This window comes from Vibrio caribbeanicus ATCC BAA-2122, assembly GCF_000165125.1.
Lineage (GTDB): Bacteria > Pseudomonadota > Gammaproteobacteria > Enterobacterales > Vibrionaceae > Vibrio > Vibrio caribbeanicus.
Window position 1 is genome coordinate 47,510 of record NZ_AEIU01000023.1, and the last position, 13,921, is coordinate 61,430.

At 41.9% G+C, this 13,921-nt stretch carries 11 protein-coding genes, 1 tRNA gene and 1 rRNA gene; 5 read left to right on the forward strand and 8 right to left on the reverse strand.

Annotated elements, in window-relative coordinates; genetic code table 11:
• Positions 1-5 precede the first annotated feature (5 nt).
• The 6 genes from ilvN to RH40_RS02830 form a co-directional block, all read right to left on the reverse strand.
• A complete protein-coding gene (ilvN, locus tag RH40_RS02805; RefSeq protein ID WP_009599799.1) occupies positions 6-500 on the reverse strand; it encodes an acetolactate synthase small subunit in 495 nt (164 codons plus the stop codon).
• Between the two features lies 1 nt (position 501).
• Positions 502-2,226, reverse strand: coding sequence for an acetolactate synthase 3 large subunit (locus RH40_RS02810; RefSeq protein ID WP_009599800.1), 1,725 nt, complete (start codon positions 2,224-2,226; stop codon positions 502-504).
• Positions 2,227-2,610: 384 nt separating this feature from the next.
• Positions 2,611-4,413 (reverse strand): AMP-dependent synthetase/ligase, encoded by a 1,803-nt coding sequence (locus RH40_RS02815; RefSeq protein WP_009599801.1) that lies wholly within the window; start codon positions 4,411-4,413, stop codon positions 2,611-2,613.
• A 158-nt stretch (positions 4,414-4,571) separates the two neighbouring features.
• Entirely contained in the window at positions 4,572-5,531 is a 960-nt protein-coding gene (leuO, locus tag RH40_RS02820; protein ID WP_009599802.1) for a transcriptional regulator LeuO, read from the reverse strand.
• Positions 5,532-5,896: 365 nt separating this feature from the next.
• Complete coding sequence (locus tag RH40_RS02825; RefSeq protein WP_039954088.1) at positions 5,897-6,967, reverse strand: MJ1255/VC2487 family glycosyltransferase; 1,071 nt, start codon at positions 6,965-6,967, stop codon at positions 5,897-5,899.
• A 4-nt stretch (positions 6,968-6,971) separates the two neighbouring features.
• On the reverse strand, positions 6,972-7,499 hold the full coding sequence (locus RH40_RS02830; protein ID WP_009599804.1) for a phosphatase PAP2 family protein: 528 nt from the start codon (positions 7,497-7,499) through the stop codon (positions 6,972-6,974).
• A gap of 402 nt (positions 7,500-7,901) precedes the next feature.
• On the opposite strand from RH40_RS02830, the gene leuA reads away from it, so the two are divergent.
• The 5 genes from leuA to RH40_RS02855 all read left to right on the forward strand — a co-directional run bounded on the left by leuA (position 7,902) and on the right by RH40_RS02855 (position 13,555).
• A complete protein-coding gene (gene leuA, locus RH40_RS02835; RefSeq protein ID WP_009599805.1) occupies positions 7,902-9,449 on the forward strand; it encodes a 2-isopropylmalate synthase in 1,548 nt (515 codons plus the stop codon).
• Positions 9,450-9,500: 51 nt separating this feature from the next.
• Positions 9,501-10,592, forward strand: a complete 1,092-nt coding sequence (leuB, locus tag RH40_RS02840; protein WP_009599806.1) for a 3-isopropylmalate dehydrogenase — start codon at positions 9,501-9,503, stop codon at positions 10,590-10,592.
• Between the two features lie 59 nt (positions 10,593-10,651).
• Entirely contained in the window at positions 10,652-12,052 is a 1,401-nt protein-coding gene (leuC, locus tag RH40_RS02845) for a 3-isopropylmalate dehydratase large subunit (RefSeq protein WP_009599807.1), read from the forward strand.
• Between the two features lie 12 nt (positions 12,053-12,064).
• A complete protein-coding gene (leuD, locus tag RH40_RS02850) occupies positions 12,065-12,667 on the forward strand; it encodes a 3-isopropylmalate dehydratase small subunit (RefSeq protein WP_009599808.1) in 603 nt (200 codons plus the stop codon).
• Between the two features lie 105 nt (positions 12,668-12,772).
• On the forward strand, positions 12,773-13,555 hold the full coding sequence (locus RH40_RS02855; protein ID WP_009599809.1) for a DUF547 domain-containing protein: 783 nt from the start codon (positions 12,773-12,775) through the stop codon (positions 13,553-13,555).
• A gap of 83 nt (positions 13,556-13,638) precedes the next feature.
• On the opposite strand, the gene rrf is transcribed toward RH40_RS02855, so the two are convergent.
• Positions 13,639-13,754: ribosomal RNA gene (rrf, locus tag RH40_RS02860) — 5S ribosomal RNA — on the reverse strand.
• A gap of 34 nt (positions 13,755-13,788) precedes the next feature.
• Positions 13,789-13,864 (reverse strand) — tRNA-Thr (locus RH40_RS02865).
• Between the last annotated feature and the right edge of the window lie 57 nt (positions 13,865-13,921).

Genomic DNA, 13,921 nt, shown 5'->3' on the forward strand with positions numbered 1-13,921 from the left:
CATTGTTAAGCTTTTAACGCCCGTTCTCCCCGAGCAATGCCAACAACGCCGCTTCGTGCTACTTCGATAACTTCTGTCACCTCAGATACCGCTTGAATAAACGCATCAAGCTTTTCACTGGTGCCTGCCATTTGCACTGTGTATTGACTCGCTGTCACATCGACAATCTGTCCTCTGAAGATATCTGCGGTGCGCTTCACTTCTGCCCTTGACTCACCACTGGCTTTTAATTTCACCATCATAAGCTCGCGCTCAATATGTTCAACTTCCGAGATCTCTTGAACTTTCAATACATCAATAAGCTTATTAAGCTGCTTTTGTATTTGCTCAAGTTCCATATCATCAGAAATGGTGGTGATGTTTAATCGAGAAAGCGTTTCGTCATCGGTTGGCGACACGGTCAAAGATTCGATATTGTAGGCGCGCTGAGAAAATAAACCCACCACGCGTGATAGTGCACCAGGCTGGTTTTCCATTAATAGCGAAATAATATGTCTCATATTACGTTCTCTCCGTTTTACTCAGCCACATCTTATCCATGCCTTCACCCTTAATTTGCATTGGGTAAACATGCTCAGTCTCATCAACGTTAATATCCACAAACACCAATTTATCTTTCATATCTAACGCTTTTTTAAGTCCTGATTCCAGTTCATCGGGAGATTCAATTCGTATACCCACATGACCGTACGCTTCAGCAATAGCGGCAAAGTCGGGAACCGAACTCATATAGGAATTTGAGTGTCTTCCTTGATAAATAATATCTTGCCACTGCTTAACCATACCTAAGAAACGATTATTCAAGTTAATGATCTTCACTGGGATATCATATTGCATCGCCGTTGACAGCTCTTGGATATTCATCTGGATACTACCATCACCAGTCACAATCACCACCTCTTCATCCGGTTTGGCAAACTTTACCCCCATACCTGCGGGCAAACCAAACCCCATGGTTCCAAGGCCACCAGAGTTAATCCAGCGCCGCGGTTTATTAAATGGGTAATAGAGAGCGGCGAACATTTGGTGCTGCCCCACATCGGATGCCACATAGGCATTACCGCCAGTGAGCTGATGCAGTGTCTCAATCACCTGTTGAGGCTTAATGCTTTCTGGAGATTTCTCATAAGAGAGGCACTGTTTGCCACGCCACTGGTTAATGTCTTTCCACCACAGATCCAATGCAGCGCTGTCATTGGTGCTGCCTTGATCTTCTAATAAGCCCACCATGCTGTTGAGTATCTTATCGGCAGAACCAACAATGGGGAGATCCGCTTTGACATTTTTAGAGATAGACGAAGGATCAATATCGATATGCATAATCTGTGCATTGGGGCAGTATTTTTCTAGATTATTAGTGGTTCTATCATCAAAGCGAACGCCAACACCAAAAATTAGATCGGCCTTGTGCATGGCCATATTCGCTTCATAAACACCATGCATACCCAGCATACCGAGCGCATTGCTATGAGTACCGGGAAAAGCACCTAACCCCATTAAGGTACTCACTACAGGTAAATTGAGTTTCTCCGCCAATTTTAACAAAGGCGCCTCTGCCTGAGAAATAACGGCCCCACCCCCAACGTACAATACCGGTTTTTTGGCCTCAAGTAGCTTTTTTAAACCCTTTTTAATTTGACCTTTATGGCCAGTCGTTGTTGGTTTATAAGAGCGCATTGAGAGTGATTGAGGGTACTCATATGGTAGCTTAACTTGCGGGTTCATCACATCTTTTGGCAAATCAATCAGCACGGGGCCAGGCCTGCCCGTTGTTGCAATGTAAAAGGCTTTTTTGACAGTTTCTGGGATATCTTGCGCTTTTTTAACCAAAAAACTGTGTTTCACTACCGGTCGAGAGACACCGACTATGTCACACTCCTGAAAGGCATCATTACCTATCATGTTATTTGGAACGTTACCCGAAATAACAATCATAGGGATCGAGTCCATATAAGCTGTCGCGATACCAGTAATCGTATTGGTGGCACCAGGTCCAGAGCACACGAGCACCACGCCCGGTTTGCCGGTTGCCCGTGCATACCCATCAGCCATATGAGTCGCAGCTTGTTCGTGACGAACAAGGACGTGTTTAATTTGGTCTGTTTTTACGTGCAAAGCATCATAAATATCTAGAACCGATCCTCCTGGATAGCCAAAGATTTGCTCGACATTTTCCTCAATGAGAGACTGTACGACCATCTCTGCACCAGACAACATTGCTGTCATATTTTTCTCCTTCACATTCTTACTCTATAAGGTCAATAGAGATAAGATGGATGTTCATAGTCTAGGTCTTATTCGTAGCCTAATTCGAAATACTTCCACTTTTTCGGCTATGCATTGTTCATGGGCACCATGAATCAAATCACACTCACAATGTAACGTTTTATTATTGCTTGGTCTAATACGATCTAACTCTCATTTTTAACAAAACTCTAGATATCAAACGCAAATTATCTATCATTACTACTTGACCCCACTAATGCAAAATAAAAGACCAAAATAAAAACAAAATATAGTGAAAAATATTAATGGCATTGTTTGGATAATAAAAAACCCGCAAGCCATAGCTGCGGGTTCGTTTCTGAAAGTGCAAACGCACTTTAGGCATCACTTTGATTGATCGCGGTACATTTCCTCGATTTCATCTTGATACTTATCATGAATAACTTTGCGGCGCAGTTTTTGCGTAGGTGTAAGTTCGCCACTGTCCATCGAAAATGCCTTCGGCAGCAACTTAAAACGTTTAATCTGCTCGAATTTGGCCAGTTCTTTTTGTAAGTTTTCAACACGCTTTTCGAGCATTTCAATGATTTGATTATTTTTTATCAATTCAACTTTGTCGTGATACTTGATGTTAAGATCTTTAGCATAATCCTCAAGTGCGTCGTAACAAGGAACGATAAGTGCTGAAACAAATTTTCGCGTATCCGCAATCACAGCAATTTGTTCAATGAAATGGTCTTTCCCTATTGCTCCTTCAATAACCTGAGGAGCAATGTACTTCCCTCCAGAAGTTTTCATTAACTCTTTAATGCGATCGGTGATAAATACATTGCCTTTATCATCAATATAACCGGCATCGCCTGTTTTCAAAAAGCCTTCATCATCAAACGTCTTTTGCGTTTCCTCGGCCAACTTATAATAGCCACGCATTACCATAGGACCGCGAACTAAAATCTCGTTATTTGGGCCGATTTTCACTTCTGCCCCCGGCATTGGCAATCCGATTGAATCTGGATTAAAGCACCCATCATCCCAACAAGAAATGGTCGCTACCGTCTCGGTCATGCCGTAACCTAACTTGACGTTAATACCAATTGCGTGAAAAAAACGACCAATGGTTTCATCCAGTTTTGCACCACCACAGGGCATAAAATTGATATTGCCCCCCACCAGTGAGCGTAACTTAGACAGCACCATTGAATCTGCTAGCTGATGGGATTTTTTCAATAGCAAAGAGGGAGTTTTACCTGTCTGTTGGCAATGTGCCAACTTAGCCCCCATATTGACCGCCCAGGTAAAAATGATTTTGCGCACTAAAGGGGCTTTGGCTACCTTTTCATGAATTGCAGAAAAGATTTTTTCATAAAAACGAGGAACGGCACACATGACCGTTGGACGAACCTCCACCAGCGCTTGTTTTATCGCTGATGTATCTTGCAAATAGCAGTTGGTTGCTCCTTTATACAAAACGTAAAAGCTCCACGCTCTTTCAAAAACATGAGATAAAGGCAAGAAACACAGAGAGACATCATCCTGAGTTAAGCTTAAACGTTGATTGTGACCATCTAGCTGCGCCGCAACATTGGCATAGTCCAACATGACACCTTTTGGTTTCCCTGTGGTTCCGGACGTGTAAATCAAAGTCAGCAAGTCGTCAAAATTCGCATCTGATAGTCGCTGCTCTAGCAAGGGAAGATAGTTAGACTCTGCATTTGAAATTAACCGTTGGAGAGAAGTTGCATATGGGTACTGATGAGTATCAATGTTATCAGACATAGTTACGATTAATCTGAGCCGATCACATTGAGAAAATATGGAGGTGGCAGCATCAAATTGAGCTTGCTCGCCAACAAATAATATCTCCACATCAGAATCATTTAAGATATATGCAAGTTGCTGCTCTGTACTGGTTGGATAGATAGGTACTGTGATGGCTCTGATTTGTAGTGATGCAAAATCAGCAATCGTCCACTGTGGCATATTCTCAGAAAAGATGCCGATTTTATCTTGAGGCAACACATCTAAAGCAAGGAGTGCAAGTGATAATTTATCCGTACTCTGGCCAAACTGCCTCCAGCTTATACCATTCCAACAATCGCCCACTTTGTATTTTAAGGCAATCCGTTCTGAGCCTTGAGAAACTTGTTCTCGGATTCGTTTTACAATATGAAAATCTGGGTTGGTCATCTTTCATTACCTTTAGCTTACACCCGTAAGCTTTGAATAGCGCACAAGTGTACATTTAAGGTCGAAAAAGGCAACCAACTGGGTTCAAAGTTATAAAAATCGTTTATAAAAAAACCCAACAAACATCAGCTTGTTGGGTCTTTATAAAAATATTAACGTTAGCTTAAAGCAACAACCTCGCCACAGCTCATCATTAGTTGATCACGCAGCCAGATGTGCCCTTTATCTTTTTCACTTGATTCATGCCAGCTCAGATAACCGCTAATTTTTCCATTTTCAAAAGGAAAATCGATCACTTGCAACTGATCTTTGTTTGCCGCATTAACCACCATCCAACGAGGAGCAATGGTGACTAACTCTGACTGACCCACAACGTAAAGGACATTACTTAAGCTTGTTCCTTCATAATACGCTTGAACGTCAAGCTCACGGTATGCTTGTTCAGAAAAACTACGTAAACCATGAACTCTAGAAAGTTTCGCATGGCGCTCTTTCAATAGCGTTTCTGGCGACACTTGCCCTTGAATACGTGGGTGAGATTTTGAAGCAACCACGACCAATTCATCTTGGAAAATTTCCGTACTAGAGAAACCCTGCTCATCAAATCGCGCATAATCAATCACAAAGTCAATTTCCTGATAACGCATCCGCTCGGCTAAATGACGATCAAATTCTGCATCTAAATGAAGTTGAACATTGGGTGCGGACTCATGGATGGTCGACATAACTTTAGGTGCGAAACGGATGTCGCAAGGGCTGCAAATAGCAAGCTTAAATAGGCGCGTCGATGTTTCAGGAGAGAATACTGAGCTTGGAAGCTCGTTTCTAACCAACTGTAGAGCTTGACGAATCGGGCCAAATAACTGACGGGCACGCTGAGTTGGCTGAATACCACGACCTTGACGCATAAATAGTTCATCATTAAACATCACTTTAAGACGCGCTACCGCATTACTTACCGCTGGCTGGGACATCCCCAAATTGTGTGCTGCGCGAGTGATATTTTGTTCTTGCATTACCGCATCAAATACAGTTAGTAAATTTAGATCTACACCACGTAGTGTACTTTCCATACGGTAACTTGATATAGCACTCATAGACTCTGGTTTGTCAATCATGGGTCAGCCTCTTTAATTCATCAATATAAATGTTCTCAATTCATTTGAACTCGAAATAGAAAACTTACTATTCGCATCACCATTTATATTTACACTACGCATGGTTTGCGATTAACACGTACTATCAACGAATACTTCTGGGATAAGCAACAAGATTGACAACTTATCATAATTTTTCACCTCGAATATTAAAATACCTATAAATAACAGATGGTTAAATTTGTCATAAAAAATAATAAAAAAAGAGTTTTTATAAATATTGATAAAGAATTGGATCTTTCTTGGCATGTTAAATCGTAGTTTCAGCTATTTGCCGGGTTTATTGATGGCTTGTTAAATATAAAGATCCTGTCAATATTTCTATATTATAAAAATGAAATGGATGACGGAGTGGAATGATGCGTAACCACTGGAAAATCGACTTGTTGCCATAACCGTTCAACCAAAGAATGTTTATCGTCCCAATCTCCATGTTTTATCCAGCTGACGATTTCTTTGGCAACATCTGGATAATAAATGCGAGAGTTTTGTGGTTTATCGAGCCACAAACGAACGATTGATGGATCTAAGATTTCCATACTAGATGCCAACCCCATAGCTTCAAGTGTCGCTACATTGCTCACTTGCTCAAACTGCCCAGAAAGAGGTTTTAGTAATAATTTCTTTCCAAACAATAGAGCTTCTGATGCCAACTCAAAGCCCCCATTTGCAATCACGCCCTGGCAGCAACTAAGATCTCTTTTAAATGCATCAAAGCTAGGTGGACACCATTGAATATTATTCACCGAGTGAGCTTTCATAATATCTGGGTGATAACAAAGAAAGCTCTGGTTACTAAATCTAGATAAGAGTCCTTTTATATCTTGGAGACTTTCAAAAGGTAAATAAACGAGAAAAAAAGGCTCTTCACACTTAGGTAATAAGCCTTTCTGCACTATCGGGGGTAAAATAGGCTGTTCAAAGTGATGCCAATGTAAACCCAGATAATGATTTGCGGGAGTAAAGTAACGAAGAATTACTTTATCAAACCAACTCACTTCTTTTTGCGGCACTTTATAGCGAAACGCATTTTGATGGCAGAGGCTTATCGAGGGAATATTCTGCCGCCTCGCAGCCCAAGCAGAAACCGGCTCAAAGTCATGCAGCACTAGATCATAACCAGAGAGATCAAGACAATTTACATCCAAGTAAAATTGAAACATATTATTATGCAACAGAGTTTTCGCATAGCTGACTTGACCTCTGTTAGTAGAAAATGAAAGACCTCGCCTCATTTGGTACTGGCCAAAAGATTCCATATCAAAATACTTTGAGAAAGCGCGTCCGCTAAAAAGATAATCAACTTGAAAGCTCTCTTTTTTTAAATGCTGAGACATTGCTCTGGCGCGAGCAATATGGCCATTACCCATTCCTTGCACACCATAAAGTATTTTCAACGCGCTATCCTCCGGCGATAGCAAGAGAGACTATCGTACAGCCGAGCCCTAACACTGCCCCTAATACAACATCGCTCAAAAAGTGGACACCCAGTACAACTCTTGAAAACGCTATCAACACCGCCCAAGTAAAAGCAAACAATGTGAGTTGAGGATAAAAATGACTAATATTCAATGCCATAAGGAAGGCTGCGGCAGAGTGTCCTGAAGGTAAGCTGTAACGATCTGGAGGGGTAATAAAAGAGACAATTAATTGTGAAATTTCACTTGGCCTCTCACGCTTAAACGTATTTTTAGCAAGCCAATAAACAGGAAGCTCAATGCTAAAGGCCAGTAATCCGACCACCAACAATGTTTTACCTTGCTCGCCACCGAATAAAAAAGCGAGCAATCCCACTACTGCGTACAAATGACCATCTCCGGTATGGGAAATTGCCCGACTCAAACGCACCATTGGCCGATGATATTTGTGTCGTAAGCACATTATCGAGAAAGCAAGATCGAGCTTGATAAGAGATTCAATAGATCGCATCATCTATTCCTCATTTCACTTGAAGTCAGATCAAATTAATCGGCTTTGGTGACAAGTTGGTGAACCTTTAACACCATTTCGATGAATAATGTTATTCAGAGATATCCAGATAAAAATTTCATTTAATGGTTGACGTTGTTCTTCGAGTGCGATACTAATTAATTAACTTAATTTTGTGGTTTATGTAACGCTTTTTGAGGATTCGTTAACAATGATAACGCATTTTTCTATTCTGCTGGGCCTGCTCCTTATCGTGTTTAAGTCGCGCGGGTAGGCTGTGGAAAGAAAATAACCACAACGAATAGCAAAGACCCGCACAGAGATGCGGGTTTTTTTATACCTAATTTTGGGAAGTATATAACTCAACAGATGTTTTAACATCGGGTCACTAAGGAAGTAAACATGAACGATCAAGTCATTATTTTCGACACTACGTTGCGTGATGGAGAGCAGGCATTGTCTGCTAGTCTAACAGTAAAAGAGAAGTTACAGATTGCCTACGCGTTAGAAAGACTTGGCGTGGATGTTATCGAAGCAGGCTTCCCTGTTTCTTCACCTGGTGACTTTGAGTCGGTGCAAACCATTGCTCGACATATCAAAAACAGTCGTATCTGCGCTCTTTCCCGCGCGGTACCAAAAGATATAGATGCTGCCGCTGAAGCACTAAAAGTCGCAGAGCAATTCCGTATTCATACCTTTATATCAACCTCAACCATCCATGTAGAAGATAAACTTCGCCGCAGCTACGACGACGTTGTTGATATGGCAGTGAAAGCGGTTAAACATGCTCGTCGTTACACGGATGATGTCGAGTTCTCCTGTGAAGATGCAGGCAGAACGCCGATTGATAACCTTTGCCGTATGGTAGAGGCCGCGATTAATGCGGGGGCCAATACCATTAATATTCCGGATACTGTTGGTTATACGGTTCCAAATGAGTTTGGTGGGATCATAGCAACACTGTTCGATCGAGTTCCTAATATTGATAAAGCGGTGATTTCAGTACACTGTCATGATGATTTAGGCATGTCAGTAGCTAATTCCATCGCAGCCATTCAAGCGGGGGCAAGGCAAGTAGAGGGAACCATCAATGGTATTGGTGAAAGAGCTGGAAACTGTTCATTGGAAGAAATTGCCATGATCATTAAAACCAGAGAGTCACTACTAAATGTTAAGACTGGTATGAAACACGATGAAATTCATCGAACCAGCAAGTTGGTGAGTCAACTTTGCAATATGCCGATTCAAGACAACAAAGCCATTGTTGGGGCAAACGCCTTCAGCCATTCATCAGGTATTCACCAAGATGGAATGTTAAAGAACAAAAATACTTATGAAATCATGACTCCCGAATCCATTGGGTTAAAAAACCAAGCTCTGAACCTTACCAGTCGCAGCGGTCGAGCCGCCGTTAAAAGTCATATGGACACAATGGGATACAAAGAAGATGAATACAATCTCGACGTGTTATACCAAGACTTTTTGAAATTGGCTGATCGTAAAGGGCAAGTCTTTGACTATGACCTAGAAGCTTTGATGCATTTCTCTAATCTTCGCGAAGAAGACGATCACTACAAATTGAATTACCTCAGTGTTCAGTCTGGTAGTGTCATGGCAACCACAAGTATCAAGTTGCAATGTGGCGATACAGAACAATCAGAAGCCGCTGTGGGAAACGGCCCTGTTGATGCACTGTATCAATGTATTTATCGAGTAACCGGCTATGACATCGTTTTAGATAAATTCGATTTAACAGCGAAAGGGGAAGGTGAAGACGGTTTGGGGCAAGCCGATATTATCGCTAATTATAAAGGTCGCAAATACCATGGAACTGGCGTTTCTACAGATATTGTTGAAGCATCTGGGCAAGCCTTACTCCATGTTATTAATAGCATCCATCGTGCCGATAAGATTGATGCTATCAAAAAGAAAAAAATAACAACCGTATAAATCGTGTGATTTAACACAGCACATTATACGACTCTTTATCTAAGGATTTATATGACAGACAAATCACACAAAATTGCAATCTTACCAGGAGATGGTATTGGTCCAGAAGTTATGGCACAAGCTCAAAAAGTTCTTGATGCCATAGAGAAGAAACATGGCATTCAATTCACCCGAGAAGAACACGATATCGGTGGCATTGCCATCGATAAACACGGTTGTCCGTTACCAGAAATTACTCTCAAAGCGTGTGAAAAAGCCGATGCAATTTTATTTGGTTCAGTAGGCGGCCCTAAATGGGAAAACTTGCCGCCAAATGAACAACCTGAACGAGGCGCACTTCTTCCGCTACGTAAACATTTTCAGTTATTTTGTAATTTAAGGCCGGCCCAGATCCATGCTGGTCTAGAAAACTTTTCTCCTTTAAGAGCAGATATTTCACAACGTGGATTCGATATTGTTGTCGTTCGTGAATTAACTGGGGGGATCTACTTTGGCCAGCCAAAAGGACGCGAAGGCAGTGGTCCAATGGAAAAAGCCTATGATACTGAGATCTACCACCGTTTTGAAATAGAACGTATTGCAAAAATTGCCTTTGAATCCGCTCGTCTAAGAAACAAAAAAGTGTGCTCGATTGATAAAGCCAATGTGTTGCAAAGCTCCATTCTATGGCGTGAAGTTGTGGAACAGGTTGCGGTTGATTATCCAGATGTTGAGTTAAGCCATATGTATATCGATAACGCAACCATGCAATTAATCAAAGACCCTGCACAATTTGACGTGATGCTTTGCTCCAATATCTTTGGCGATATCATCTCAGACGAATGTGCCATGATCACAGGCTCTATGGGTATGCTGCCTTCTGCATCATTAAATGATAGTCAATTTGGGTTGTATGAGCCTGCTGGTGGAAGCGCTCCTGATATCGCAGGACAAAACATCGCCAACCCAGTTGCACAAATATTATCGGCAGCCTTAATGTTACGCTATAGCCTAAATGAAGAAGCAGCAGCACAAGATATTGAGCTTGCCGTATCCAAAGCACTCTCAGCAGGTGAACTTACCAAGGATTTGGCCACCAATAGTCAGGCCCTATCGACCTCTGAAATGGGCGATAAGATCGCACAATATATTCTTAATTCATAACACATATAACAATGACAAGCTGCTAGAGAAAGTTAGCAGCTTTACACAGGAAGTTTATCATGGGCAAAACGCTATACGAGAAAGTTTATGACTCCCACGTTGCCGTCGCTGCTGAAGGAGAGAATCCAATTCTCTATATTGATCGTCACCTTGTACATGAGGTGACCTCTCCTCAAGCTTTTGATGGTTTGAGAGAAAAAGGCAGAAAAGTTAGACAAGTGAGCAAGACCTTTGCCACTATGGATCACAACGTTTCAACACAAACCAAAGATATCAATGCATCAGGTGAAATGGCGCGGATCCAAATGGAAACCTTGTCAAAGAACTGCAAAGAATTTGGCGTTACCCTCTATGATATCAATCATAAATATCAGGGTATCGTGCATGTAATGGGGCCTGAACTTGGGATCACTCTACCGGGAATGACCATAGTATGTGGCGACTCCCACACCGCAACACACGGTGCGTTTGGCTCATTAGCCTTTGGTATTGGCACTTCTGAAGTAGAGCATGTCTTAGCCACACAAACCTTAAAGCAGGCTCGTGCAAAGACGATGAAAATTGAAGTGGTAGGTAAAGTGGCTCCGGGTATCACCGCGAAAGACATCGTACTCGCCATTATTGGTAAAACAACCGCTGCTGGTGGTACTGGATACGTGGTTGAGTTTTGTGGTGAAGCGATCACCGACCTATCAATGGAAGGTCGAATGACCGTCTGTAATATGGCGATTGAATTAGGTGCTAAAGCTGGTCTCATCGCACCCGATGACACAACATTTGAATACATCCGTGGCCGTAAGTTTGCGCCACAAGGAAAAGACTTAGAGCAAGCCATTAACTATTGGCGTTCATTAAAAACAGATGATGATGCTCAATTTGATGCTGTGGTAACCTTAAAAGCGGAAGAGATTAAACCTCAAGTAACATGGGGAACCAATCCAGGCCAAGTTATCGCGGTTGATGAACCGATCCCCAATCCGAATCAATTTTCAGATCCTGTTGAAAAATCCTCAGCTGAAAAAGCGCTTGCTTATATGGGGTTGGAGGCAGGCAAATCCCTGTCTGATTATAGAATCGATAAAGTTTTTGTTGGTTCCTGTACCAACTCTCGAATTGAAGATATGCGTGCAGCCGCGTTGATAGCGAAAGGAAGAACCGTCGCGAAACACGTACAAGCGCTTATCGTTCCGGGGTCAGAGCAAGTCAAAGCACAAGCAGAAGCCGAAGGCTTGGACGTAATATTCAAGCAAGCAGGCTTTGAATGGCGTTTACCTGGTTGCTCAATGTGCCTTGCAATGAACAATGATCGATTAGGGCCACATGAGCGATGCGCATCGACCTCAAATCGTAACTTTGAGGGACGTCAAGGCAGAGATGGTCGAACTCATTTAGTTAGTCCGGCGATGGCTGCTGCTGCTGCAATCGCTGGTCATTTTGTCGATATTCGTGAATTGGATTAAGGAACTATTATCATGGCTGGTTTTAAGCAACACACAGGGTTAGTTGTACCTTTAGGCGCGGCAAATGTCGATACAGATGCGATTATTCCAAAGCAATTTTTACAGAAAGTATCTCGTTTAGGGTTTGGAAAACACCTTTTCCATGATTGGCGTTTCCTCGATGACGCAGGTAAAGTGCCTAATCCAGAATTTATTATGAATGCACCTCGCTATCAAGGTGCTTCTATCTTGCTGGCACGTGAAAACTTCGGTTGCGGCTCTTCAAGAGAACACGCTCCTTGGGCACTTGCAGATTATGGTATAAAAGCAATGATAGCCCCGAGTTTTGCTGATATTTTCTACGGTAATTCAATCAACAATCAGATGGTTCCCGTTCGTCTCTCTGAACAAGAAGTCGACGAAATATTTCAATTTGTCGAAAATAACGAAGGGGCTCAAGTCGAAGTCGATTTACAAGCTAATGTTGTTAGAGCAAATGAGAAAGAATATCGTTTTGAGATTGATGAATTTCGTCGCCATTGCTTACTTAATGGCCTAGATAATATTGGATTGACACTTCAGCATGAAGATAAGATCGCTGCTTTTGAAGATAAGATCCCCAACTTTCTAAGATAACACAGTGAAAAATTAAGGTTGGTGTCCTTCGCCAACCTTTTTTTCTGAAATTTATTTATCATGTTCGCGGTCGTATCAAAAAACCTCTTTTATAAAGGCTGCATTATGAAACCACTCCTTACCCTACTTCTATCAATCTTTTCATTAAGCGCTTTTTCAGCACCAAAGTCTGAATTATGGCCGTACTGGGAAGCAAGCAATGAGCAAAATGAAATTATCATTGACCATAGCTTATGGCAAAAATTTCTCGATCAATACTTGGTAATGGAAGATGAAAATACTCTAATTCGATATGCACAAGTCACCCAGCAAGATAAATCCAACCTCGGCAACTATATCCACTACTTGAGTAACACTGACCCGCGTCAACTTACTCGACCTCAACAGTATTCATACTGGGTCAACCTTTACAATGCATTAACGGTCAAAGTCATTCTCGATGCTTACCCAACTAGCTCTATCACAAAACTTGGTGGTTTCTTTAGTTTTGGACCTTGGGATGAAGTGGTTACACAAATTGGGGGGAAAGAAATGACTCTCAACGATATCGAACATCGTATCCTTCGCCCTATTTGGCAAGACCCTCGCACTCACTATGCAATTAACTGTGCAAGTCTTGGTTGCCCAAACCTTCAAAGCCAAGCCTTTACCCAAGACAATAATGAAGCATTACTTAATAAAGCAGCAAACGAGTTTATTAACAGCAGTAAGGGAGTATTAATTAGCAACAAGGAAGTACAGCTGTCTTCAATCTATGACTGGTTTAGTAGTGACTTCGGCACTAAAGAGCAGCTCTTTGCACACCTGAAAAAATATCGTCCTACCATCGACACTGAAAATAAAAAGATTGAGTATGATTACAACTGGTCACTCAATGAGAAACGATAGACGTCTGGCTGAGAGTCTATTTTAAAGTTACAGCAGAGTATAAAACGAAAAAACCCCAGCTTATGCTGGGGTTATAAATATGAACCTGGCAATGTCCTACTCTCACATGGGGAAGCCCCACACTACCATCGGCGCTAATTCGTTTCACTACTGAGTTCGGCATGGGATCAGGTGGGTCCAAATTGCTATGGTTGCCAAGTAAAATTCTGTCTTATCGCTTGAAGCGATATTTCTGGTGCTGATACCCAGACTCGAACTGGGGACCTCATCCTTACCAAGGATGCGCTCTACCACCTGAGCTATATCAGCAGCAAATTGTCCTTTGGATCTAAACGGGCCCGCTTAGAAAGCGAACCTTAAATAATT

Bases quoted from the DNA above. Each gene is read 5' to 3' on its own strand.
- RH40_RS02815 (WP_009599801.1), bottom strand. From the start codon at position 4,413: ATGACCAACCCAGATTTTCATATTGTAAAACGAATCCGAGAACAAGTT.
- ilvN (WP_009599799.1), bottom strand. From the start codon at position 500: ATGAGACATATTATTTCGCTATTAATGGAAAACCAGCCTGGTGCACTA.
- RH40_RS02855 (WP_009599809.1), top strand. From the start codon at position 12,773: ATGAAACCACTCCTTACCCTACTTCTATCAATCTTTTCATTAAGCGCT.
- leuO (WP_009599802.1), bottom strand. From the start codon at position 5,531: ATGATTGACAAACCAGAGTCTATGAGTGCTATATCAAGTTACCGTATG.
- RH40_RS02810 (WP_009599800.1), bottom strand. From the start codon at position 2,226: ATGACAGCAATGTTGTCTGGTGCAGAGATGGTCGTACAGTCTCTCATT.
- leuC (WP_009599807.1), top strand. From the start codon at position 10,652: ATGGGCAAAACGCTATACGAGAAAGTTTATGACTCCCACGTTGCCGTC.
- leuA (WP_009599805.1), top strand. From the start codon at position 7,902: ATGAACGATCAAGTCATTATTTTCGACACTACGTTGCGTGATGGAGAG.
- leuB (WP_009599806.1), top strand. From the start codon at position 9,501: ATGACAGACAAATCACACAAAATTGCAATCTTACCAGGAGATGGTATT.
- leuD (WP_009599808.1), top strand. From the start codon at position 12,065: ATGGCTGGTTTTAAGCAACACACAGGGTTAGTTGTACCTTTAGGCGCG.
- RH40_RS02830 (WP_009599804.1), bottom strand. From the start codon at position 7,499: ATGCGATCTATTGAATCTCTTATCAAGCTCGATCTTGCTTTCTCGATA.